This is a genomic window from Kribbella sp. VKM Ac-2569 (assembly GCF_004216905.1).
GTDB lineage: Bacteria > Actinomycetota > Actinomycetes > Propionibacteriales > Kribbellaceae > Kribbella.
This window is the reverse complement of sequence record NZ_SGXJ01000003.1, coordinates 1,031,702-1,056,422: the sequence shown is the minus strand read 5'-3', so window position 1 is coordinate 1,056,422 and position 24,721 is coordinate 1,031,702. Positions and strand designations below refer to the sequence as shown.

At 65.5% G+C, this 24,721-nt stretch carries 18 protein-coding genes; 5 read left to right on the top strand and 13 right to left on the bottom strand.

Annotation, left to right across the window (positions count from 1 at the left end; all coding sequences use genetic code 11):
- The 3 genes from EV649_RS25265 (at position 1) to thrS (ending at position 3,087) form a co-directional block, all read left to right on the top strand.
- Complete coding sequence (locus EV649_RS25265; RefSeq protein ID WP_130386030.1) at positions 1–924, top strand: amino acid ABC transporter permease; 924 nt, start codon at positions 1–3, stop codon at positions 922–924.
- On the top strand, positions 921–1,685 hold the full coding sequence (locus EV649_RS25260; RefSeq protein WP_130386029.1) for an amino acid ABC transporter ATP-binding protein: 765 nt from the start codon (positions 921–923) through the stop codon (positions 1,683–1,685). Before EV649_RS25265 ends, EV649_RS25260 begins: the two co-directional genes overlap by 4 nt.
- A 154-nt stretch (positions 1,686–1,839) precedes the next feature.
- Complete coding sequence (gene thrS, locus EV649_RS25255) at positions 1,840–3,087, top strand: threonine--tRNA ligase (protein ID WP_130386028.1); 1,248 nt, start codon at positions 1,840–1,842, stop codon at positions 3,085–3,087.
- Between the two features lie 33 nt (positions 3,088–3,120).
- Here thrS and EV649_RS25250 read toward each other — a convergent pair whose 3' ends face one another.
- From EV649_RS25250 to EV649_RS25235, 4 genes are read right to left on the bottom strand one after another with little or no spacing between them, the layout of a single operon-like run.
- Entirely contained in the window at positions 3,121–3,978 is an 858-nt protein-coding gene (locus tag EV649_RS25250; protein ID WP_130386027.1) for a MaoC/PaaZ C-terminal domain-containing protein, read from the bottom strand.
- Between the two features lies 1 nt (position 3,979).
- Positions 3,980–5,326, bottom strand: coding sequence for a 3-oxoacyl-ACP reductase (locus tag EV649_RS25245; RefSeq protein ID WP_130386026.1), 1,347 nt, complete (start codon positions 5,324–5,326; stop codon positions 3,980–3,982).
- Between the two features lie 8 nt (positions 5,327–5,334).
- Positions 5,335–6,612, bottom strand: coding sequence for an acetyl-CoA C-acetyltransferase (locus EV649_RS25240; RefSeq protein WP_130386025.1), 1,278 nt, complete (start codon positions 6,610–6,612; stop codon positions 5,335–5,337).
- A complete protein-coding gene (locus EV649_RS25235) occupies positions 6,609–7,343 on the bottom strand; it encodes a TetR/AcrR family transcriptional regulator (RefSeq protein WP_130386024.1) in 735 nt (244 codons plus the stop codon). The genes EV649_RS25240 and EV649_RS25235 overlap by 4 nt, the downstream gene beginning before the upstream one ends.
- 84 nt (positions 7,344–7,427) lie before the next feature.
- Here EV649_RS25235 and EV649_RS25230 point away from each other — a divergent pair, with 84 nt between their 5' ends.
- Positions 7,428–8,756 carry an acyl-CoA dehydrogenase family protein gene (locus EV649_RS25230; protein ID WP_241998624.1) on the top strand — a complete coding sequence of 443 codons (1,329 nt, stop codon included), beginning with the start codon at positions 7,428–7,430 and terminating at the stop codon, positions 8,754–8,756.
- Between the two features lie 12 nt (positions 8,757–8,768).
- Here EV649_RS25230 and EV649_RS25225 read toward each other — a convergent pair whose 3' ends face one another.
- From EV649_RS25225 to EV649_RS25205, 5 genes are all read right to left on the bottom strand, one after another.
- Positions 8,769–10,106 carry a site-specific integrase gene (locus EV649_RS25225; RefSeq protein ID WP_130386023.1) on the bottom strand — a complete coding sequence of 446 codons (1,338 nt, stop codon included), beginning with the start codon at positions 10,104–10,106 and terminating at the stop codon, positions 8,769–8,771.
- 950 nt (positions 10,107–11,056) lie between these two features.
- Positions 11,057–12,787 (bottom strand): FHIPEP family type III secretion protein, encoded by a 1,731-nt coding sequence (locus EV649_RS25220; RefSeq protein ID WP_241998671.1) that lies wholly within the window; start codon positions 12,785–12,787, stop codon positions 11,057–11,059.
- A gap of 5 nt (positions 12,788–12,792) precedes the next feature.
- Complete coding sequence (locus tag EV649_RS25215; RefSeq protein WP_198682664.1) at positions 12,793–15,714, bottom strand: tetratricopeptide repeat protein; 2,922 nt, start codon at positions 15,712–15,714, stop codon at positions 12,793–12,795.
- Positions 15,715–15,802: 88 nt separating this feature from the next.
- Positions 15,803–17,491 carry a CHAT domain-containing protein gene (locus EV649_RS25210; protein WP_157996314.1) on the bottom strand — a complete coding sequence of 563 codons (1,689 nt, stop codon included), beginning with the start codon at positions 17,489–17,491 and terminating at the stop codon, positions 15,803–15,805.
- A 12-nt stretch (positions 17,492–17,503) separates the two neighbouring features.
- On the bottom strand, positions 17,504–18,586 hold the full coding sequence (locus tag EV649_RS25205) for a hypothetical protein (protein ID WP_130386019.1): 1,083 nt from the start codon (positions 18,584–18,586) through the stop codon (positions 17,504–17,506).
- A 158-nt stretch (positions 18,587–18,744) separates the two neighbouring features.
- On the opposite strand from EV649_RS25205, the gene EV649_RS41735 reads away from it, so the two are divergent.
- On the top strand, positions 18,745–19,215 hold the full coding sequence (locus tag EV649_RS41735) for a hypothetical protein (protein WP_130386018.1): 471 nt from the start codon (positions 18,745–18,747) through the stop codon (positions 19,213–19,215).
- A 948-nt stretch (positions 19,216–20,163) separates the two neighbouring features.
- Here EV649_RS41735 and EV649_RS40910 read toward each other — a convergent pair.
- The 4 genes from EV649_RS40910 to EV649_RS25175 all read right to left on the bottom strand — a co-directional run bounded on the left by EV649_RS40910 (position 20,164) and on the right by EV649_RS25175 (position 24,715).
- Positions 20,164–20,649: a bacterial transcriptional activator domain-containing protein gene (locus EV649_RS40910; protein ID WP_157996312.1), complete on the bottom strand. Its 486-nt coding sequence runs from the start codon at positions 20,647–20,649 to the stop codon at positions 20,164–20,166.
- Between the two features lie 1,256 nt (positions 20,650–21,905).
- Complete coding sequence (locus tag EV649_RS25185) at positions 21,906–22,133, bottom strand: hypothetical protein (RefSeq protein WP_130386016.1); 228 nt, start codon at positions 22,131–22,133, stop codon at positions 21,906–21,908.
- Positions 22,130–22,927 carry a hypothetical protein gene (locus EV649_RS25180; RefSeq protein ID WP_130386015.1) on the bottom strand — a complete coding sequence of 266 codons (798 nt, stop codon included), beginning with the start codon at positions 22,925–22,927 and terminating at the stop codon, positions 22,130–22,132. The genes EV649_RS25185 and EV649_RS25180 overlap by 4 nt, the downstream gene beginning before the upstream one ends.
- Positions 22,928–22,939: 12 nt before the next feature.
- The gene (locus tag EV649_RS25175; RefSeq protein WP_130386014.1) at positions 22,940–24,715 is read right to left on the bottom strand and encodes a hypothetical protein; all 1,776 of its coding nucleotides are present in this window, start codon (positions 24,713–24,715) and stop codon (positions 22,940–22,942) included.
- Positions 24,716–24,721: the final 6 nt, after the last annotated feature.

The window sequence follows — 24,721 nt, the reverse complement described above, 5'->3', positions numbered from 1 at the left end:
ATGGCAACCACGGTGCAGGACGCTCCGGCCGCCGGCCTGGAGCTCGACGTCCGCAACGCGGCGCACCGCAAACACCCCTGGCGCTGGCTGTCGGCGCTCGTCGTCCTGGTGTTCGCCGCGCAGCTGGTGAAGATGCTGGTCACCAACGACAACTTCGGCTGGGACGTGGTCTGGGCCTGGTTGCGGGCCGAGTCGATCGTGCGGGGCCTCGGCATCACGCTGATGCTGACTGTCGTCGCGATGGTGATCGGCGTCGTGCTCGGTGTACTCCTCGCGGTCTGCCGGATCTCGGCCAATCCACTGTTGCGCAGCGCCGCCGGACTCTACATCTGGTTCTTCCGCGGTACGCCGACGCTCGTGCAGCTGATCTTCTTCTACAACCTGTCCGCGCTGCTGCCCAAGCTGAACATAGGCATCCCGTTCGGACCGGTCTTCACCAGCGTCGACACGAACACCCTGATCACCCCGTTGCTGGCCGCGATTCTGGGACTCGGGCTGAACGAGGGCGCCTACATGGCCGAGATCGTCCGCGGCGGTCTGCTCTCGGTCGACCCCGGCCAGCGCGAGGCAGGTCAGGCGCTCGGGATGAAGAACTCGCGGATCATGAAGCGAATCATCCTGCCGCAGGCGATGCGCTTCATCGTGCCGCCGACCGGCAACCAGGTGATCAGCATGGTGAAGGCGACCGCACTGGTCAGTGTGATCGCGCTCTCCGACCTGCTCTACACGGCGCAGTCGATCTACAACCGGACCTTCGAGACGATCCCGATGCTGATCGTGGTCTGCCTCTGGTATCTCGCGGTCACCTCGGTGCTGTACGTCGTCCAATCGTTCATCGAACGGCACTACAACCGCGGCGCGCGGCATCAGGCTCCCAGCTTCTGGGACTTCTTGCGTATCCGTCCGAAGGGGAGTGCGGCATGAGTACGGCGGTCCTGCAGGCGCGTGGCGTCCGCAAGAGCTTCGGGCACACCGAAGTACTGTCCGGGATCGATCTCGACGTGACGCCGGGCGAGACCGTGGTCGTCCTCGGCCCGTCCGGATCCGGCAAGTCGACCTTCCTGCGGTGCATCAACCTGCTCGAGTCCCTCGACGCCGGCCGCATCACCGTCGACGGCCGCGATGTCGGGTACGACGTACGCAACGGCCGGCTGCACGAGCTGTCGCCGAACGAGATCGCCCGCCGGCGCAAGGACATCGGCATGGTGTTCCAGCAGTTCAACCTATTCCCGCACATGACCGCGCTGGAGAACATCATCGAGGCGCCGATCGCGGTCCTGGGGGAGGGGCGACGGGAGGCGACCGAGCGGGCGGTCGGCCTGCTCGCCGAGGTCGGACTGGCCGGCCGTGAGAAGGCGTACCCGCGACAGCTCTCCGGCGGTCAGCAGCAACGCGTGGCGATCGCCCGGGCGCTGGCGATGCGGCCGAAGCTGATGCTGTTCGACGAGCCGACCTCGGCGCTCGACCCCGAGCTGGTCGGCGAGGTGCTCGCCACGATGAAGCGTCTCGCCAGTGCCGGTCTCACGATGGTCGTCGTCACTCACGAGATCAGTTTCGCCCGCGAGGCCGCCGATCGGGTCGTCTTCATGGACGCCGGCCAGGTCGTCGAGCAGGGCACGCCGGAGCAGGTGATCGACAATCCGCAGCACGAACGAACTCGTGCGTTCCTTTCCCGTTTCCTCTGATACCGTGGAGACATGTTGCAGCGCGCAGTAGTCACGACGACGCCGGACCTCGTCCTGGCGCGCTGACACCTGACTGTCTGACCAAGCCCCGGGGCGAGTGCCCCGGGGCTTTGTCGTGCTCCGTGGGTTGCTCGCCTCAACCCATGGAGGAATCATGTACGACCACCGCAAGCTCGGCCGCGAACTCGGCCTGTTCGACTCCGACCCGCTGATCGGCGCGGGACTGCCCTACTGGCTGCCCGCGGGCGCCGCCGTTCGGCACGCTTTGGAGAGCTACATCGCCGACGTGGAACGAAGAGCGGGCTACCAGCAGGTCTATTCGCCGGTCCTCGGCAAGCGCGAGCTGTACGAGATCTCGGGCCACTGGGCCAAGTACCACGAGGACATGTACCCGCCGATGGATATGGGCGGCGAGCAACTGGTCCTGCGACCCAGCATCTGCCCGCACCACGCGCTGATGTTCCGATCCCGCTCACACAGCTACCGCGAACTCCCACTCCGCTACTCGGAGCTCGGCGGGCAGTACCGCGCCGAACTCTCCGGAGCGATCGGCGGCCTGAGCCGGGTCCGCGCGATGCAACTCAACGACGCCCACATCTTCTGCCGCCTGGATCAGGTGGCTGGAGAGGCTGCCGGGGCTTTGAAACTGATCAAGCAGGCGTACGCCGACATGGGCATCATCGCGTCGCGCTACGTCCTCGCGCTCCCGTCGCTCGACGCGGAGTTCAACAGCCCGGCGAGCAAGTACGTCGGAGACGCGGCGAGCTGGGCGCAGGCCGCCGAGTTGCTCCGTGAGGTGCTCGAGAACGCGGGCGTCGAGTACGAGGACGCGCCGGGCGACGCGGCCTTCTACGGGCCGAAGATCGACATCCAGATGGAGGACTCGGCGGGCCGCGAGTTCAGCCTGTCGACCGTCCAGATCGACTTCCACCAGCCGGAGGCGTTCGGGCTCGAGTACATCGGTGCCGACGGCAACAAGCATCGTCCGGTGATGGTGCACCGCGCGATCGTGGGCAGCATCGAGAGAGCGGTTGCTCAGCTGATCGAGGTCCACGGCGGCGCGTTCCCGGCGTGGCTGGCCCCGGTCCAGGTCGTCGTACTGCCGATCTCCGACGACGAGGAGAAACTCGCCGGGGAGGTCGCCCGGAGAGCCCTGGATCGCGGTCTCCGGGTCGAGGTCGCGCACGCGGACGAGGGGAGTCTGAGCGCGCGCATCCGCGAGAACCGGCTGGCGCCGTACCAGGCCATCATCGGTTCCCGCGAGGCCGCGGGCGGCCAGCTCGCGGTCCGGGAGCGTGACGGTCGACGGTGGGATGCGGCTCCGATCGGCGAGGTGCTGGATCGGATTCGAGAGGCGGCGGATCCCCATGCAGGCAGAAGTCACGAATCGGACGGGATCTGAGCGTGTCCGAGGGGGTTCTGCCTGCGTGGCGGTTCAGTTCTCCTGCAGTTGCCCGATCAGGTGGGTCACGTCGTGCCCCTCGTCGTACAGCGCGAAGTCGACCGTCTTGTCCGTCTGCTCGTAGCCGAACCCGACCCGGGACGGCAGGAGCAACGGCTTGCGGAAGTCCACGCGGACCGTGAAGGCGTCCGGCAACGCGCCGGCCCGCTGGATCGACGCGAGCGCGGCAGCCTTGGCCCACATCCCGTGTGCGATCTGGCGCGGGAACCCGAATGCCTGAGCGGTCAGCTTGAACAGGTGGATCGGGTTCCGATCGCCGGACGCGGCTGCGTACCGGCGGCCGAGGTTGCCGCGCAGGTCCCACCACGCGCTCGGACTCAGCACCGGATCGGTCAGCAGATCGGCATGCGCGCCTTCGGTCCCGGCCGTGCGGCTGAGCAGAGTGGTGAGATCGCTCCACACCAGCTCCTTGTCGACGAAGACCTCGCTGATCACGTCGAAGACGGTGCCCTTCGGGTGCGGGCGTTCCGGCGTACTGTGCACGCGGATCGCCGGCTCGGCGTGCAACGGGATCGGCTGCTTCTGCGTGATCGTGTTGGACAGGTGCACGATCCCCATCGGCTTGTACGGGAACGAGGGGTCGGACATCAGGTCCAGGTGCAGCGGGAACGCCAGGACGTGCGGGTACGTCGGGGGCAGCGCGGGACCCGCCGCGAATCCGGTCACCTCGCGGTACGCGGTCAGGTGGTCCTGGTCGATCGCCGACCGGGGCAGCTCGAGCGTCAGCCCGTCCGCGTCCGGCTCGTAGTCGGCCCGTCGGAGCGTGGCCCGGACAGTGCGCGCGTAGAGCGAGCCGAGCCCGGGGGAGTCGTCGTACCGTCGGGTCGGCATCTCAGGCGCCCAGCATGCTCTGGCCGCAGACCCGGACGACGTTGCCGGTCACGCCGGCCGAGGCCGGATCCGCGAACCAGGCGATCGTCTCGGCCACGTCGATCGGCAGACCGCCCTGCTGCAGCGAGTTGATCCGCCGCCCGACCTCGCGGATCGTGAACGGGACCTTCGCGGTCATCTCGGTCTCGATGAACCCAGGCGCGACCGCGTTGATCCGGATCTGCCGCTCCGCCAGCGCGGGCGCCAGCGCCTGCACCAGACCGATCACGCCGGCCTTCGAGGTCGCGTAGTTCGTCTGGCCGTTGTTGCCCGCGATCCCGGCCATCGACGACACCCCGATGATCGAGCCGCCGTCCCGGAGCGCCCCGGAATCGACCAGGTGCTTGGTGATCCGCTCCGGCGCGCGCAGGTTCACATCGAGTACGGCGTCCCACGCGTCGGTGCGCATGTTGACGAGCCGTCGGTCGCGGGTGATGCCCGCGTTGTGGACGACGATGTCGAGCCCACCGTGCTGCTCCTGCGCGTGCGCCGCGATCCGCTGTGCCGCGTCGACCGCGGTGACGTCGAGGAGGAGCTCGGTACCGCCGATCTTGGAGATCACCTTGCGCAGCGGGTCCGCGTTCTGCGGTACGTCGACGCCGATGATCGTCGCTCCGTCGCGGGCCAGGGTGTCCGCGATCGAGGCGCCGATACCCCGGGCCGCTCCGGTCACGAGCGCCGTACGGCCCGCGAGCGGCCGGCTCGGGTCGTTGCTGACCAGCGGTCCGGTCCCGATCCGGGCGACCTGGCCGTCGACGTACGCCGACTTGGGGGAGAGGAAGAAGCGGAGCGTCGAGTCGAGTTGCTCGTGGGCGTCCGGGGCGACGTACACGAGGTTGACCGTGGCGCCGCGCTTCACCTCCTTGCCGAGGCTTCGCGTGAAGCCCTCGAGGGCACGCTGCGCGATGTGCTGCTCGGGGGAGCTCGCGAGTTCCGGCGTACGGCCGACGACGATGACGCGGCCCGCCGGGGCGAGTTGGCGGACGACGGGGGAGAAGAAGCGCTGCAGGCTGGTCAGGTCCGCGGTCGAGGTGGCGCCGGTCGCATCGAAGACGATCGCCTTCGGCCGGATCGTGCTGGACGCGACGCCTTCGGTCACGGTGCTGAACGCGGCGCCGATGTCGCGGAGCAGCGCCTGGACCGCCTTGCCGGCGTCGGTCTCGCCGATCGCGCCGAAGACGACCGGCCCGTCGATCACCGGCGAGCCCTCGGTCCAGCGGGGCAGCGGCGTCGGGTCGGGCAGACCCAGGTTCTTCACCAGCGTCTTGCCGAGCGGCGTCGTGGTGAAGGTCTGGTAGCGATCCGTCATCTCAGCTCCTACTTCTCGAGGATGGCGACGACACCCTGGCCGCCCGCGGCGCAGATCGAGATCAGGCCCCGGCCGCCACCGTTCTCGTCCAGTTGCTTGGCCAGCGCGGCGACGATCCGCCCACCGGTCGCCGCGAACGGGTGACCCGCGGCGAGCGAGCTGCCGTTCACGTTCAGCTTGTCCCGGTCGATCTCCCCGAGCGGCGCGTCCAGGCCGAGCCGTTCCTTGCAGAAGATCGGATCCTCCCACGCCTTCAATGTCGACAGCACCTGGGACGCGAACGCCTCGTGGATCTCGTAGTAGTCGAAGTCCTGGAGGGTCAGCCCGGCGCGGGCCAGCATGCGCGGTACGGCGTACGCGGGCGCCATCAGCAGACCCTCGGCACCCTTCACGTAGTCGACCGCGGCGGTCTGCGAGTGGGTCAGGTACGCGAGCGGCCGCAGACCGTGCTCCTGCGCCCACTCGTCGGTGCTTAGCAGGACGGCCGAGGCGCCGTCGGTCAGCGGGGTCGAGTTGCCGGCCGTCATCGTCGCGGTCTCGCCCTTGCCGTACACGGTCCGGAGCTTGGCGAGCTTCTCGAGCGTGGTGTCGGGACGCAGGTTCTGGTCCTTCTCGAGGCCCAGGTACGGCGTGATCAGGTCGTGCTGGAAACCGAGGTCGTACGACTTCGCGAGGTTGATGTGGGAGTTGTACGCGAGCTCGTCCTGCGCCTCCCGGGTGATGCCCCACTCGAGCGCGGTCAACGCGGCATGGTCGCCCATCGACTTGCCGGTGCGCGGCTCGGCGTTGCGCGGGATCTCCGGTACGACGTCCTTCGGGCGGACGCGGGCGAGGACCTTCAACCGGTCCGGGTACGTCTTGGCGCGGTTGAGATCGAGCAGAACGTTCCGCAGGTGGTCGTTCACCGCGAGCGGCGCGTCGGAGGCGGTGTCGACACCACCCGCGATACCCGCGTCGATCTGGCCGAGCGCGATCTTGTTGCCGACCAGGATGGCCGCCTCGAGACCGGTGCCACAGGCCTGCTGGATGTCGTACGCCGGGGTGGTCGGGGCGAGCTTGGACCCGAGGACCACCTCGCGCACCATGTTCCAGTCGCGGGCATGCTTGAGGACGGCTCCGGCGACCACCTCACCCACCTCCTGGCCACCGAGGCCGGTGCGGTCGACGAGACCGTTCAGGGCGGCGGTGAGCATGTCGGAGTTGGAGGCGTGCCGGTAGGTCTTGTCCTGCCGGGCAAACGGAATCCGGTTGCCGGCGACCACGGCCACCTTGCGCGGTTCGGTCACGATATGTCTCCTGCTCTAGCGGAGCGGGTCTTCTTGGTTGTCAGGGCAATCTGTCCCACCGCGGTGGCGAGTGTCGCGGTGATCGCGGTCGACCGGACGGTGCCGACATCGGCATGATGCACCACCGGGTGGCCCGGTTGGCTGCCCGACACGATCAGCCCGACCCTTGCCATGTGCAACGATCCGAGCGTCTGCGTGTAGAGATGGTTCGCCAGGTACGCCGTGTCGACCTCGTCGAACACGCCCGCACGCTGGCCGGCTTTGAGGATCACCGCGATACGGTCCAGCGGGGCGGCCATCGCCGTACCCAGTTTGACCATCACCGGCTCGGTGATCTCGCCGAACAACTGCTCGCCGGTCCGCCTGAGCAGGCTCATCGCACAGTCGGTGAAGGCGGGGTAGCCGAGGCAGAAGTCGACGAACGTCTCACTGAGCGCCTTGAGCCGGTTGAGCGGCGCCCGTCTGGGATTGTCGACTGTCTGTAGTTCTTTTTCCAGCTCGCCGAGATAGTCGACGAGGGTGAGCGCGAAGAGCTCTTCCTTGCCGGCGAAGTGCCGGTAGATCAGGGCCTTGTTGATCCCGACCCGCTTGGCGATATCGTCGATCTGGGCGTCGATCGTGCCGCGCTCGTCGAAGATCTCGCGGGTGGCGCGGATGATCTCCCGCTCGCGGTCGCGACGACGCTCCGCCGTGGTGCGGCGGCGTCCGATCGCGAGCAGCGCGGAGCTCATGAATCGATCTTAGCCACAGTGGTACCCGTTGGTGCAAACGACAGTTACACTCGTCGGTAACATCTCCGCTTTTGTGAGGACCTGATGAGCGACCCTGTTGTGTCCGCAGACGTGATGTCGCTGGCCGGCGAACTCGGCGCCGAGCGTTCGAAGCCGGACTGGAGCACCTTCTCGCTGGCGATCAACGACGACCAGCGCGAGATCCGGGACTGGGCGCACACGTTCGCCGCCGACGTCATCCGGCCCGCCGCGGCCGAATGGGACGAGCGCGAGCAAACCCCCTGGCCGATCATCCAGGAAGCGGCGAAGGTCGGCATCTACGGCCTCGACATGAACATCAACCTGTTCGTCGACCCGACCGGCCTGCTGATGCCGCTGGTCCACGAGGAGTTGTTCTGGGGCGACGCCGGCATCGCGATGTCGCTCAAGGGCACCGGGCTCGCCTCGTCCGCGATCTTCTCGAACGGTACGCCGGAGCAGTGGAGCCAGTGGATGGGGCGGTGCTACGGCACGCCTGACGACGTACGGGTTGCCGCGTTCTGCTCGTCCGAGCCTGGTGCAGGGTCCGATGTGTCCGCCATCCGTACGCGGGCTGTCTTCGACGAGCGGACGTCTGAGTGGGTCATCAACGGGCAGAAGGCGTGGGCGACGAACGGCGGTATCGCTGACATCCACGTGGTCGTCGCGACCGTCGACCCGTCGCTCGGTACGAAGGGTCAGGCGGCGTTCGTCGTACCGAAGTCGGAGGTCCGCGGCCTGGAGCAGGGCACCAAACTCCGCAAGCACGGCCTGCGCGCCTCCCACACCGCCGACGTCTTCTTCGACAACGTCCGCATCCCCGCCGGGAACGTCCTAGGCGGCAAGGAAAAACTCGACGCCCGCATAGCCCGAGCCCACGAAGCTTCTGGTTCTTCTGGTTCATCTGGTTCGGCGGGCCGCAACGCCTCGATGGCCACCTTCGAAATGACCCGCCACATCGTCGGCGCCCAAGCCATCGGCATCGCCCGCGCCGCCTACGAGGTAGCTCTGGACTACGCCAAGACCCGCGAACAGTTCGGCCGCCCGATCATCGACAACCAGGGCATCGCCTTCAAACTCGCCGACATGGCCATGGAGATCGACGCTGCAAGACTCCTCGTCTGGCGAGCCGCCAACATGTCCGCCGCCCTCATGCGCGGCGAAACCCCCGACTACCGCCACGGCGAAGGCTCCATGGCCAAACTCAAAGCCGGCGAAGTAGCCGTCAAGGTCACCGAAGAAGCCATCCAAATCCTCGGCGGCAACGGCTACACCCGCGAATATCCAGTAGAACGAATGCACCGAGACGCCAAGATCTACACCATCTTCGAAGGCACCTCCGAGATCCAGCGTTTGGTGATCGCGCGCGCCATCTCCGGCATGCGGATCCGCTGACGTTTCCGCAGGTCAGAGACTGATTCCAGGCCCATCTGGATAGATTCCGCCGTCGGGCTCCCAAGGTGCAGTGGGGGAGCGGTCGGCGGCCTGTTCCGTGACTGTTCCGTGGGAGAAAGTGGAGAAGAGGCGGGCCAGTCGGGCATCCACCGCCTTCCGCGCCCGCTCGTGCGAGGACGGAAGCATGTGGGTGTACAGCCGGAGAGTGAAGCCTGGGTCTCCGTGACCTAGGTACTCGGCGAGTTCCTTGATGTTGACGCCGTCGGCCAGAGTGATGCTCGCGTAGTAGTGGCGCAACGCGTGCATGCCGGTGTCGCGGCTGGTTGTGTATTGCCGACGTCCGCGAGCGTCCTTCCCCGGCATTGGAATCACGCCCGCCTGGGCGAGCGCCGCTTTCCAGACCAGCTCGTCGTAGGTGCGAGCCCGGATGTGCTTGTCGTCCGTCCATCGGAACAGAAGTTTCACCGCGAGAGGCTTTCCGTCGAGCCTTTCCCACGGCAGGGTGTACGGCCGAGGCTTCGTTGCTTCGATGTGCTCTCGGAGTGTCCGTGCGGTCCCTTCGGACATCGGCACCGTTCGCTCGGTGTCGTTCTTCGGCAGCGCGAACACGAAGGCCCTACCTAGCTTCTTCACCTGCCGCCGTACGTGGATGACCATCGCGTCGAAGTCGATATCCTCCTGGGCAAGCCCGAAGAGCTCGCCTTGACGCAATCCACATGCCGCGCCGACGGATGCGATCGGCCGATACAGGGGTGGATGGCATTCGACGATCCGGAACACGGTCTCATCGCTCCACGCGACGACCCTCCCGGCCTTCTCGGCCGGGACTTTCACGCCCCGGGCCTTGGCCGGGTTCCGCTTGATCGCCTCGTCGTCGACTGCGAGTTCCAACGTCCCGTGCAGGACAAGGAATGCGGTGCGAGCCGTCGACGACCCGAATCGCGTACCCAGGTCGGCGATCCAGGCGGCAATCTCCGACGGCTTGATACTGCTCAACTGCCGCTTCCCGAAGACCGGCGCAACATGCAGCCGCAACGACGACTCATACCTGATCGCGGTCGCCGGATCCACCACCCGCGACCTCAGCCACCGCTCGGCAACCACGTCGAACCGCACCTTGCCGGCATTCGGATCGATGTACTCCCCACGCGCGCCATCCGTCTCCATGGCCGCCCCATGCCGCTCGGCAGCCACCTTGGTGCTGAACACCTTCGTCCGCTCGTTCCCCTCCGGATCCAGCCAGCCTGCCATCCACCGCTTCCCGCGCCCCCACCTCTTGCTCCGCTCCCGCGCGACCGTGCCATCGGCCTGCTTCACCGGATGAGTCCACAGATCCTTCGCATAAGCCATCGCCCTCGCACCTTCCAGTCGACCGGTCAAACCTTCAGGTTCAACGTCTGAGCTGTCGCAGAATGGTGGCCTGGCTTGCCAGCAATGAAGCTGGACGCCCACGTCGGCTGCCTGATCTGACGCGCCGATGAAGGCAACCACGCATAAACAAGCGCCTGAACCCCACGACCTCTGCCGAGAAGGCGCTCCGGCCTGGGCCCGAGCTAGCTCCGCGGACTGTCGGTCAGTGGTCAGCCGTCTGGCTTCGCTGATACCTCACCAAGTGGTGCAGATTGTCGACGAGGCGCTCATTCATCGGCCGACGGTGTGGTTAACGTGCGCGTCCGAGGAGGAACATGTACCTTAACCACACGCCTCGACTTCGATGCGGCTGCGGATCCGCATCGTCGAACCCTGTAACCGCTGATTTGCTCGCATTTTCGACCGACAGTTGCTGACGTCTCGCATATGGCGCGCGACCTGTGGCGTTTCCAGGGCGGAGTGTGCATCGGTTTGCGGCACCGCGCATTGATTCCCACCTGTTGAGTGCGTAACCGGGCGAGCGGTTGCGGTGACCAGCGATGGCTCCTCCCTCAGTTGGAGCGCCGCCGATACTCGACGGTGCATTAGTCATCTCGACCATGCATCCTACGATCGTTGCCGATGAGGATCAGAGGGCTCCGGCGACGGCTTCCGTACAGAATGTGGCGAGCGTGCCGTCCAAGATCCATTCAGGAGGTGTCGGGCGCAGGTCGCTGCTGAGCCTCGCTGAACACTGCCTCGATTCGTTGGAGGACGGCGTTGGTGTAAACCCGGGATCCGCAGCGCGGGCAACTGCCTTGCGCTACGGATTCGAGGACCGCTGGCTCGCCGGTGACTGTCGAAGCGATGCGCACCTCGACACGGCGGTCCTCGTATTGGCCCCCGCAGGGGCACCGCCCGTCTATCGTCCACTCGAGCATGTCGGCTCCTTAGTCTCCCGCACCGATCCGAGCAATCGGCTGTACCACGGTCGATGCAGGAAGATCGTCATGCGCCAGCACTCGAACGAGCGGATGCGAGGCCCACAGCAGGTCGCGGAGCGCCGGGCGTGCGCGGCTCGACGTCAAGATCGCCGGTGTTCGTGCGGCCGAAGGAAGCTGAGCGAGTTCGGCATCGACGGCCGACACGAGTCGATCCTCATCGGCCGGTGACCGCTTGTTCTGGACGAGGATCGACTCGATCTCTGGCGTCAATAGGTAAGCCACCAGCGTGCCTGGATCAGGAGCAGCGGCATCAGCGATGTAGTTCCGGAGCCCTGTTCTTACCCAGGATTCGACGCGTTCGAATTCGGAGAGCGGTGCTTGGTCAGCGCCCTGGGGCGAGGCCACGGGATCAGTGACGATCGCGTACTTGCCGAGACCGAGGTCCATCGCCGGGAGGTCAACGACACGTTCGAGCAGCGCGGGGAGATGACGCAGAGGTACGGCATCGTTGGCGAGCCTGCGAACAAGTTGCGTCAGCAGGGCTGGGCCGAGCTGACCTCGGGCGGCATGGACGACTGCTGGCCAGCCGGGTTCCAGAGACTCCAGTTGGCCGAGAACTTGGTCCTGAGTGACGAGTGCGCCGGCGAAGCGGCGCATCCACGCGGCGAGTTGGAGGGTCACGTATTGCGCCTGAGTCCAGGTCGTGTAGCCGGCGTTCTCGAGGATTTCCTGCGCAGACGCCGCCACCATGGAGTTCGGCTTCAGCGTTGCGGGATTGATTGCGGAAAATCGAACGTCCACAATCGAACAGATCTGCTCCGGCGTTTCGTTCACCATGATGAGGTCCGGGGGCGGCATCCACGACGGCGCGGTCACGAGGTCATTGATGCGAGCTGCGAACGATCGTGCGGGCTGGTTTGCGGCCGGCCTCTCGAAGTCGATCCGTGGAAAGACGAGTCCGGTCTCCTCATAGAGACTTTTCAAGACGAATGCGAGGAGATCGTCTGGATCGCCGAGATTTCCGGAGCCGAGATCTTCTCCGAAGTCATCGGGTAGCCGTAAGCCAATCGTTGTCCTCGCCAGGTCCGCGACCAGAAGCTCAGCGGCGTCTGTCGCGTTCTCCTCCTCGGCCGCGCAGAGCAGCGCTCCCACGCGTTCGTGGTCTGCGATGCTGATCCGCTGGTCCAGGACCGTGCGCAACACCTCACCAACCCAGGAGCGTTGATCGCGGAGGGACTCAACGCCGCTCACGGTCGCGGCTACGTCGTCCATGTACCGGTCGAGGACCTCAGCGGTGAGCAAGGCACTTGGTCGCAAAGCAAGGGCCTCCGCAGACACCAGCCGTACGATGCTCGGCACGTCCTCAGCTGCGCCGATGTCAACCGGCCAGGGGCTCGTCCAGGCGAAGGACGTATCGTCCAGCCGGTTCTCAGACTGCACGAGGCGGGCCAACCTTGGAGTCAGGGCAGGATATCGGCAGCGGACGCCGTTCAGAGTGATTCCCAGAAGCTGCGGCGCGGTGTCGGTCGGCGGTTCGGCAGCCAGGTCGATCGAAACCTCGAGAGTGGCTTGGACACCGAGTGTCGTCGCGGTTTCGTCGATGGCCGACGAGACCGCTGCGATGAGATCGTTGCGTACGTTCGCTTCGCCGGCGACGTCGGCCAGTGGTCCGGCTAGTCGGAGGTTGACCACCGTGATCGAATGCTGCTGCGTGGCCGCCGAGCGGGGAACTCCCATTTCGATCACGCCCCAGTTCCTCCGACGAGCGGTTGCCTGCTGTCCGCCATCGACGCCTCATCGCGGGAGAGGACGTTGACCCGAGCCCCGACGACCCGGTCGAAGTGGTCGAGAAGCAACCGCTGTGCGTAGGCGCGGGCATCCTCTGCGGCCGTCACAACCGTGACGTGGGGATGCACGTCAACGATCGGCTCCAGCATCTGCATCAGTTTGTGCTCCTCCATCCGTGTCAGCCGACGTCCGCCGAGCAGAATCTCTTCTGCCCAGGACGGCATCTCCACCAGGTGCCACCGCGGCAGCCGGTCGCTGAGCGTCCGTCGAATCTGTCGGACTGCAGCTTCTGCCCGCACCCCTACATCCCGGACCTCGCTGACCAGGTCATCCACCACCGCACGGACCTGATCATCGAGCTGAATACCGTCCCTCGCGCAGGCGCGAAGCGTCCGAGATCCGGCGATCCTTCGGCCAAGGGCGGCTCGACCGGTGGCGATGTGCGACGTCGATGCTGGTGCGTGCCCTTCTGCGCCCAACCAGGACGAGGCAGCATCGAGCCCAAAGAAGAGACCGCTGTCGGCCCGGATCAATTGTTCGACGTGGCGCAGGATCGCGTCGACGTCGTTGAGCTGCTCGACGCCTTCGAGCGCCAACGCAGGAATCACGCTCTCTTCCACCCAAGTTTGCGATCGCCCGGTGACTGGATCGGTGATCTCGAGGCCGTCGTCTCGGGACAAGCCGCGATCGACCAGTGAGTCCAGGTCAGCGAGTAGGCAGACGCGACGAGCAGACGCCCGACCGACGGCACGAGGGACACCGAAGAACAACACTCGGTACTCGCCGGGATGCAGGTCCCCGGCACGCAGTAGCAAACCAGGAATCATGAAGCCGATGTCGCTCTCCAGCCGCGCACGCATTGCAGGAATCTGCTGCGGGATGACGGAGCCACCCTCCTGGGCTGCGTCGACGCGGGGGACAAGGTCGTCCGCGAACTCGACGATGATCGCGGGCAGGTCGGTCGAGACGTCGATCAGCTCGCTGAAACGGCGGACCCGATCCAGTCGTCCCTGCACACGGGCCAGACCGACTTCATAGTCCGACTCCGAGTCCAAGGCGGTCGCGTGCGTCAAGGCATCGACCGCGTGTTCCAGTCGCTGTTGATGTTCGCCTTCGGGCATGTTCTCGAGGAGGGCCAGAGCAAGATTTCCATAAAGGACGGCCTGATCGGGCGAGTCGTCGATGGCGTTTTGATACTCCGCCGCGGCCCGGGAGGAGTCACCGACGCCATAGGCCTCGTTGCCTCGGCCGTTGATGATCCAGGCCCGCTCATAGCGACGAACGGCGTCGTCCCGGTCTATCGCATAAGCGGCGTCGATGGCGGCCAGCGCGTCCTCCCACCGGCCGAGGTCCCGCAGCACGCGCCCGAGATTGCGATGGTACGCGGGAGTCGACGGATCGATCTCGACAGCGCTGCTGAACTCTGCCCGCGCGACTTCAAGGTCGGATGCGAGGTATGCCGTGTTGCCGATCAGGTTGGAGTAGATGGCGGTTGGCGCATCCTCGCCGAGCTGGAGGAACGTGGCATACAAGGTCCGGACATCCTGCGGGTTCGTCACCCAGCGGGCGTTGACGACTTCCTCGAGTACCTCGAGCAGTCGCCAGTCGTTCGGAGCCGCCTTCACGGCGTCGCATGCAGTGCGCCAACCGTCCTCGACGCGTTCGGAGTCATGCAGTCGCGCCGCGAGCCTCGCGAGTACCTGGCCCGGATTTCCCCTTGTGAGGGCGAGTTCTCTTTGGTTCCAGCTAATCGCTTCATCCGGCCGGCCAGCTCTTTGACTCAGGTCGGCGTAGACCGTGGCGGTGTCGACGTACGTGGGATCAATCCTGAGCACGGTGTCGAGTTCCGAACGTGCCGCGGCGAGGTCGTTCTTGGCGAGGTAGAGGCGTGCGAGCTCGACGCGGCCGCGTGGTCGGTCTGGTTCGGTCTCGACAGCTCGAGTCAGGGTTTCAAGGGCCCGGTCGGCAGCGTCGTTGTCGCGATAAGTGCAACCCAGATCGACATCGATCGAGTAGGCGGACTCTGGATCCAGGGCACGAGCTTGTGCGGCGAGCAGCGGCAGACGCGCCTCACGCTCTGGGAAAAGGGTCGGCTCGGTGTACAGCGTGATGAGCTCTCTGTACAGCTCGCCGAGACCTGGAGCCCCGCGGATGCCCGTGAGAAGAAGCTGCTCAGCGTCGGCGAGATCCCCGTTCTCGCGGGCGATCCTTCCAAGCGCCACCTGTGCAACGCCACTCGTCGGCTCCCTGACAAGCACTTCGCGGAGGACCGCTTCGGCGTCTGCTCGACGATCCTCGTAGTGCAGACAGTAGGAGAGCGCCTCTGCAGCGCGCGGATCTGCAGGACCTGCACGGAGCGCGGCGTCGGCGAGCTGACGGGCCGCCGCCTGATCGCCGAGAATGAACAGCTCGATGAGTGAGGCCATAGCCAGGAGCGGAGCCCGTTCGGCATCCTCGAGGATGGCGTGCTCGAGCAGCCACTCGAGATCGACACGAAGGTCGGCCCACTCCTCGTCTCGAACCCGATCAGCAATCCGCTGGGCACCTGAGCGCAGCTCGTGGTCGATGCCTGGAAACGTCTCGCCACGCAGAAGCTCCTCGCAAGCGTTGTTGCGATACTCGCCGACCGCCTCGGCAAAAGCACGAATCCAGTCTGAGTCGGCGTGGCCGTCGTAGTCGGGCGCAATAAGCAGGTCGGCGACCCGTCCAGCCATCGCAGCGAAGTATCCCTCCCGCAATTGCCTGATGACAGGGACAACGGAGTCGCCCACCACCTGGGCCACGGCGGCATCGAACTCCATGCCGAGCTCGTACGCGTCATACGACGACAGGGCCTGCTCCCGCAGTGGCTCGATGACCTCGACGGCTCGCTGCATCGAAACACCTTGTACGGCGGCCGCGGCGTAGGCGTCAGCCGCCAAAGCCGACAACCGATCTCTGGTTGGAACGAGATACCGACGGCGCTCAGCTCGGGTCGTCATGGTCGCTGCCTTGCGTGCCATTGGACCTGCGCCACAAAGTGACGTCATCCGCGGACTCGTGGGGTGGTCCGCCCGCACCGGCCACAACCTCGCGGCGTTCGGTTCCGGTGGTCCGGGTGCGCGGAATATTCGTGTCGCGAGGCATCGACGCCGCGAGTCGATCTGACAAAGGCCCATCCCTTCGCTCGGCTGGACGACGACGGCGGCCGTGCACCGCGTCTGGCGCATCCGCAGGCCCCACAGTCTTCGCTGATTCGAAGATGTAGTCGCACTCCGAGCACTCGAACCCGGACTTCGGCACGACAAGGCCGTTTGGACACGCTGGGCACTCAACGAAGGGATACTGACATCGTCGACACTTCTTGAGGCTTGCCGCGCGAATCACCCATCCGTCTGGGCAACTCGGATTAGGGCAAGGTTCCTTGGCTCGTTCCAGCGTCGGTGGTGGCTGGACGAGGGGATCCTCACTCCGCAGAAAGATGACAGGTGTGCCCCATCCCCGATTGTCCCAGCTCTGCTGGCTTGCTCGGAGGGGAGTCTCAGCGAACTGCATGCGCGCGGATCGCACCGCCTCATCCACTCGTTGCCCCTTGCTGATCGCATCATAGAAGAACTTGGCGAACAGCTCGGCTTCCTCCACGGCTATCGTGTACTGCATCGCTATGACGCCGCCGATGCGTCCATTGCCACCCATCAGCGCCCTCGCGACGCTGTTGAGGCCCTCGAGAATGTTGTCGGTGTCCGCGACAGTTGCACCTTCGCACGCGTGCAAGAAGATGAGACGCTGTGGCGCATCTCTTCGCTCAAGACCCGCGCGGAGAATCCCACACGCCGTGAAGGCGTCGACCCAGTCCGCCTCGGATACTGGAGCAACGAGCCGGCCGAGCTCCCGAGCAACGCTGTAGTCCTCCAGGTCGCGGGCGAGCACTTCGGCGTCCTTCTTGAGAGCGATCTGATTGGCTCGGCCGTGGCCGATGAAATGAATGACATGTGGCTGCAGAGCTCTGATGCGCTTCCTGAGCTCGGCTCGTGTCGGTGACGGGACAAGGTCCGGGACGAATCGCCGATGATCCAGCTGCATCAATTGCTCGACGAAACCGCCGACCTTGAGGTCCGTCATGTCCGGTATCCGGGGTCTCGACACGACAACCAGAACGCGCAGACGACCATCCTGATCCTCGGGCGCCTGAGCCCAGGTGTCTTCGTTGGGTACGTAGCGGGTCAGGGTGAGGTGTACGTCCTGCCCGGCGAGGAAGAACCCGCTCTCGTCGTCGCCACGGTCAAGGTAGAGGAACTCCCACGGATACTGACCTAGTGTCTGTGCCGTGCTCTCGACCACCAGACGCAATCGCACCGGTCGATCCACCTTGTTGCATGTTCTGAGAGTGTCTTCGAATGCCGCACGCATGGGGGCTGCCGTCGGATCGGCTGGATCGAGCTCGCCGAAGGCGATCTCGTAGAGCGCCGAACCGAGGACCTTCAGTTCGGCGCGCTTGCACTGTGGAGAGGCCGCGATCCAGCCGTGCAGGAGCTGGACGATTGCCCGCGTCAGGCGCTTGGCTCCGAGCGGCGACAGTACGTGCCTCCCTTCGGACCGGACGTACCGGAGATTGTCTTCGTACTCTCCGCGGTAGTCGTCCTTGATGGTGAGGGTGCAGACTGTCGGTTCCATATCCATCACATCTCACAGGTCCAGCACAGCGAGCGCTCGATCTCGAACCTGCTCCGGCAATTCATGCCGACTAGTCCCTTGGGTGTCCTCGGTCACGGCCTCTGATGGCCGCTTCTCGCCCAGCTCGCCCAGTCGTCGAGCGCTGTCCCGACGCCGCTGCGCCTTGTCGGTCCATGCGGACTCGAGCACCTCGGCGTGCCCGTAGGTCAGATCGGGACTTGCGAATGCCATGGCGATCAGAGTGGAGAGATTGGTCTTGGCGCTCTCCCAGACGTGGGGTGTCGCGGCTTTGTTGGCCTCACTCAGAACTGTGAGCCACTGCCTATAGAGTGGGAGCCGTGTGACGTCGATGCTGTTCCAACCGACGGGCTCGATACTATAGAGCACGTAGTCGGCCCTTCGAAATGGCCGGACGGAGCCATTCCGCTGCTCCATCAGGACACCGTCGATCACGCCCACCTGATTGAGGTCGACGGCAGCGGTGGGAGCGATGAGTGCGAAATATCCAGGCACTGCGGGCAGAAACTCGTCGCGCCTGGCCATGACCGGACCTTCCGCGGAGGTCAGGGCGCTCACGCCGTCGGTGACCACGCGGGCCAACGCGGCAAAGGGAGCGATGCCGGCCGCAAGGTTCAGGGCCTTTCCTGCTCCTTCTATCACGTCGAGGAAGCCGCTCGCGACGTTGCGGCGCAGCACTCGCTGGAGGGCAAGCGTGACCGTGACGCTCCCTTCTCGCAACGGATGCGGCCCTGCTACGACCGTGCCGGCGATGGCAGTGGCCTGGGGTGCTGCAGCGCCCAGCCTCTCGATCAACTGCGGACCGATCACAGCGGGCTTGGTGACGCCTTCGCCATCGTAGGAGAACTCGACAGCGACGAGCAGGAGAGGCTGATACTCCTCTAACCACTCCCTGTCATACGTGAGATGCATATTGCAGACGCGTACGCAGAAATAGTCGTCGCTAGGCGTGAGTTGCTGAGCGAACGGCTTGGGGTCAACACGTTCCCATGGCACGCGCATCCACAACGGCGGAGCGGCTTCTGCCCGTATGAGCCCCCCAGCCCAACTCTTCAGATCTTCCAGAGTCTCCAGCACTGCCCCTCCCAGCGCCGTGTCCGACTAATACACAATGCGCGCGGTGACGCGGATTCGCAATGCCGCGAAGCGCGACTCAATCGGGTGCTCCGACGACAGGAGATGACTAGGAAGAATCATCCAAACGTTCGACAGGGCAGCGGTTGCCCCGATGCGAGATGCGCGATCTGAGGCGCGCGCATGTCGCCGGCACCCTGCTGCTCTCGCGACCGCCGGAGCAACATCTGGATAGAGAGAGATTGCTCACGGCAACGAGCCGCAAGGCTGGCAAAGGATCGGTCAATCCCCGCGGCGAGCAATTGCTCGAGAAGTCGCCCAAGGGCAGAAACCGACTTGACGGGGGAGAAGGTGAGGTCGAATCCGGAGACCGCCTGTTTCGCCTTCTGGCGCATCTCGCGCTTGCGAATCTGCTCGATCTCGACCTGCCGCTCGGACTCGTTCAGGTGTGGGTCGAGCGCGCGGATCTGGTCTCGAATCCGTTCTGCCGGGCTTTTGAATGCGGGGTAGCCCCGTCAGCGGGTCCTGAGCGCGGCCGAAAGCGCAGCCATCTGCTCCTCGCTGACCTCGCCACCCGGGACGAGCTGGCCAGCGCCGAGTCCGCTCAGCCCACTGCCCATCCATCGCCCTGACGGGTATCCGGACGCCATGCAGTAGGCCGTCAACGACGTAGCCATCCGACGGCCGACGTCGCCAGACGCGATGTGGCGCAGCAGGTACTTATCGCCATCTCCAGCGGTCAACCGATGGATGCTCAGGATGGCCGCTCGTCGTTCGGAGCGTGCTTCGCGCTATACCTCGGACGTTCCATAGCCGCTCAACGAAACGGCTCTCAGAGGACCGAATCGGACGAGCTCGCCCAACCAGCTCCCGTCAGAGTCGTCGAGGCGGATTGGCCAGATCTTGGACCGACCGACGGAGTGCCGCGTGGACGCGAGCCGCCTCCGTTGGCAGACGACGTTGCGTGGTCGTCCAAAGCATTCCGCTCTGGACGACCACGCACCGCACCTCGCTGAGGACGTCCACGCCCAAGATGGGGATCACAACATGAAAGGATCCTGTGTCGGCGATGCGTGAAACGGCCCCTGGCGGCCTTGGGTGCGCCTAGGCTCAGGTGCCCTTAAGATCCCGCCCGGACGATGCATCCTTTTGCTCGCCGCTTGCTGTGGACGGCGATTCAACGGACTGCGCGACGCTGGGATCGTTAACAGCGTCGGCGTGCGTGAGTTGCTTTCTGTCATCGCACAGCGCATCGAACACGAGTATGAGAACCGATACCGACATGAGCACGGCAGCCGAGACATGCAGCCATGGGGGGAGCGTCTCGCTCGAGTTCAAGGCTGACGAAGGCGAACGTGAGCGCACCGATGCTCGACATCACGCAAGTTACGTGCAGCCTGCGCAGCCTGGTGGGCAGACTCTGACGACGGCTTCGGTGGGTCACGAACTTGGCGAACAATACGACCGAAGATAGCGTCACGATCGCGTTGAAGAAGTCGACGGATGTGTTCATTCGGTGCGCTCACGTAGCCGGGGTGACGAGCTGTTTGGCCATGACTAAAGGCCTATGGCACCCCGCGTCACCGGGGCGTTAGAACATCTACGCTGGCGCGCAGCGTCGTCCTTGCTTGTGCCGGCAGCAATCGCGTCAGCCGGGCCGATGGCTCGAGGCCGAGCTCGCGCTGTAGGAGATCCCGGAAGACGGCGTATTGGCGTATCGCATCGGACACGTTGCCCTCGGCGAGGTACACCGACATCAGCACTGCGTTCGCGGTCTCGCGCAGCGGCTCGGTACGGACCGCCTCGAGGGCGAGCCTGAGGGCGACGTCAAGTTCATCGCGCTGAGTCAAGCGGCGCGCAATGATCTCGAGTGCGTGCAGTCGGAGCTGGCTGAGTCGCTGACGTTCGAAGATGACCCAGTCGTCGTACCATCCTGGCAGCAGTTCGGGCGGGTACAGCGTCTCGAGATCCTTTTCGTACTCCCTGCCATCAATTAGACGAGTGTCCACGACGCGCTTGGCGAAGTCCTCCTGAGCCTTGCTGTCGACCCAGGTGTGCGCCGACATCCGGAGCCCGGTCCCCTGGGCTTCCAGCAGACCGTGCGCAAGCCTATTCATCCGCCAGACGCCAGTACGCAGACTAGCCAAAGCCTGGGCGTCCGGCACTTCGGGCCACAGAGAACCAGCGACCATGCAACGGTGCGAGGGGCCCCGAAGTGCGAGGAACGCCACCAGTCTTTGGATGCCGAATGGAAGATCGACGGAAGACCCAGACGATTCGCAAGCGAATTGGCCGAGCAACCGCAGTCGCAACCCAGCCATGCTGCCCCCTGCTGGTGGTTCGAGTGCCTCCCAGGCCCCATCCTCCGTGTCTGAAGCTGCACACGGATAATGCACCGAGCATAGGCGCGGGTCTTTACCTTCGGCCATGGTTGGATCCCACTGCGCCAGAAGTAATCAGAGGTGGTGCGGCGTACCACTCCCTTTCGCAAACGATTGAATGTCGGCCAGGCATCTCGCACCCGCCGCGAGACGCGTTGACCACACACTTCTGTGGGCTACCTCACGTTCGCTTCGGTCTTCAGATGGTCGGCCACGCAAAATATCGTCCCGGCCCGCCGTGCATCTGTTGCGCGGTGACCGTTGACGCGACGGGAATATTAGGCCAAAGCTAAAGCCGTGTCATCGAAACGTTTGACCTCGGCGATGGCAATGAAGCCCTGAAAGGACGCTGGCGCAGCCGTTGGTAATCTGAGTGGAGCAATCGATCGCTCCTCGAACACAAACGGAGAGTGCCAGCGCTGCCATCGGTCGGCTCGGCTCTACTGGGGCATTACCAGCAACTGGCTCGCGAGCGTGGCGCACGACATCCGGTCACTCAGAAGCTGGAGAGACCATGTTCGTAACAGCTTGAGAACGTGGTTCCTTCGAACGTCGGTGGGCTGCTTGGTCGTGCGTGAGATCCTGCACTGTCCCAACGATCACTGCTAGCTCCTCGACCAGGAGTGGCACGCTCGGGCTAGTCCATGAGTTGTTCGGCGTCGAGCCAATGGAGCCGGAACCGCCTGGTGATGCTATGTCCGTCCTAGGCGAACGGCGACGCTCCTGGAGCGGGGGGATGCTTGGTCGATCACGACCTGCATTGCCGCGGCAACCAAGTTGGGGGCATCGACCGCACGGATCCGCTCGCGTACCTTCCGCTCAGCTTGCGGTGAGTCTTGGTAATGAACGGGAACCGTCAGCCAACTCACTGGATCCTGCTGTAGCAACAGGGTTAGTCTCATGGTGCGCGGGTCCCGTCAGATCGGGAGCGCGCGCACGACTCACCGCCGATTGACTCCGGTGTCCTGCCAGGTGCCGAAGGACTCGAGGAATTGTTGGGTGACTTCCAGCGCGTCGCGGACGGACGCGTAGGTGTGGGGAGCGGCGGTGACGCCGCGTCGTGCGCCGGGGGAGAGGTAGCGGCTGGTTGTGATCGTGATTAGGAGATGCTCCGGCTGCACCTCCACACGGAGGGTGCAGACCCCGAACCGTGCCGGCGGGTCGTTCACGAGTTCGCCCGGACCAGATTGAGGCGGATGCGCCGTTCGGTGTGGCCGAGAAGGATCGACCTGGCGGCGACCCGCAAGGACGCCTTGCTAACCGCGTCGGCCAGCACGTGGAGTAGTTCGCAGGCATCGCTCTCCCAGCAGTGCAGGAGTCGTCCGCTGAGCCGTCCCCGCATCCCCTCTGGGATGTCGCTTGCCACCTGCTCGCGCTGCGTCGCTACGAACGGGCGGATCTCGCTGTCGCCGGTGACCCCCGCGACGCCGCGGTCGAATGCCTTCCCCAAGATGGCAGCGCTGTTGGGGCTGCCCTCGTCCAGCTCAAAGGGGAGTGAGCGGTCCGCTCTCCCCATCTCTGGCACGTCAGAGATGGGGGCCAAGGCAAATCGGTTCTGGGTGACCAGTTCCCCAGCGCCGGCCTGGGAGGCGTAAAAGTCGAGGACCTGCTGCGGTCCAAGCCGTCGGTAGGCCCAATGATGACGCTGCACTACCTGAGGACCCAACGTTGCGGTCTGCTCGATATCCGGCATTTTGTGCAACTCCCGTACGTTCCGTGGTTGCCGATCGCCGTGCGATCGATGCTGGCGCACGTGGGCCAGCAGCTTCGGACCAGCGCCGACGATGTTGGTCAGGGCCGCCGCCCCCGCGTGGCGTCGTGGGTATACGCCGTCGAGGTCAGCGGGGCGCTGTTCGCCGGTTGGCCGCGTGATGTCTCCGGAGTTGGGCGCGACCCAGTGCTCGGCCTCGCAAGCTTCCTGCTCGCCGGTACTGCGGACCCGGGGGAGGTGGTGTCGAGCCACGGTTCGCCTCCCTCAGCTGATCTGGATCTGGAAGACGAGCACGATCGCCTCCGCGCCCGAAGTGTTGGGGAAGGCGTGGACTGGCCGTGCGCCGATGCCGGTGTCCACTGAGGCTGTGAAGAGCGACGCGCGCAGCGCAGCGATCGGACGGTGGTCCGTGTCCGCGGTCAGCGCTACTACTGTCATCGGCGGTCCCGACAGCCCAGCTATCTCGGCGGCCTTCAGTGCGGCTTGCGTTGCTGACTCAGTGCCTGGGTAGTCCCACCCGCCGACCGGGTAGGTCAGCGTCCCGATAGGCTCCACGTCCTTGAGTTGGCCGTCGCGGAACTCCGCCTCCGGGGTCGGGGTGTCTCCCCGGAACGCTGTGTAGACGGTGACATCCTCCGTCTTCTGTTCGGGTATCGGGACCACTAGGTCGTCGCAGACTAGTGGCCGCCGGACAAACGCCACCCAGCCATAGGCCTCGACGTACAGTTCGGCCTTGTCGGCGGGCTGGTCGGGGACAAGCACGTCCACCTGCGGGTAGGGCGCACGGTCGTGGGCCAACGGGATCCGGTCGCGGTGCTGGGCATCGCTAACCGCCGCGGCGACGTGGTCGGCGCGAACCGAGCAGAGGCGCAGCCGAACCTGCGGGCCGAAGAAGTCCTCGAGGAGTCCCTTCAGGTCCTCCCGTGTCTCCTCGACGCTGAGGTATCCAGCGGGTGGGAGTTCGACCATGCCCAGGCCCTTGAGCGAGCGCGCCGCAGTGACCTTGCCGCGCCGGGGGACGGCTCGGTCAAAGGCGTCTCTGAGCTCCTCGACGATGTGCCAGCTCGCGAACGGCTTGCCCTCGGTGTTGCGGAGGAAGTCGGTGACCGGGCCCCGGAGCGCCTCCTCGACGTCCACGTCGAGCACGACCAGCTTATCCGGGTCGGCGGTCGCGCTTCCGAGCGCGGAGCTGCCTGCCGCCAGGGCCTCCTCGAACTGGAGGAGTTGGGCGAGGAAAACCGACCAGGGGCGCATCGCTAGCCGTCCCCGCCAGGCCGCGTGTGCGGACGCGCCGTCCACCAACCGGCGAGCAGTCCACATGTCGAGGACCCAGTCGCCATCGACGCGCTGGAGCACCGCCAGCGGGACGCCGGCGTTCGTGGGTAGCGCGGTGCCGTCGCCCCACGCGTTGGTTGGCAGGGGAGCGACCCGGGCGCCCCCACGGGCGGGCACGAGCCAGGGTGGGACTGCGGCTCGCTCGCGCTCGAAGTAGTGGGATGCCAGCCAGTTGCGGCGTACGTCGGACCGTTCGCCGTCGAGCCCGGTCATGGTGTCTGACCTCAGCTGGACCGCGAGCCCTTCGTCGCGCCAGGGCTGGATCGTCCCGCCGCCGTCGGTGCATGCGTCGTTGCACAGGCTCCCGTAGACCGGTGATGACCCGGAAGTTCCCGAGGCCCATCGCGCTTCGACGACCCAGAAGCCGTGGCTGGGCAGGGCAGGCAGGTGTTCGTCGTCGAGCGGCAGCCGGAGTGTGTGCTCCATGCGCAGTAGCTCGCCCGCCGGGCTGATCGCCAGGCCTGGGGAGATCTCGAGTGATGTACGGTCCTTGCCGAGGGCAACCGTCAGGCCGTGCACGACGCCGGTGCCGGTGGCCTGAGCGGTCGCGAAGGTCAGGGAGCGGGCGTAGGACTGCATTGTCGCGAGGTGCTCGGCTTGCAGGAAGAGCCCATTCGCCGGGTTCAGCGAGCGAAAGCCGTCGAGCGAGCGAACGGCTCTGGTGTCGGCTGCGACGTCGGAGTTCTGACTCTGCGTCGTGGTCATTTCGTC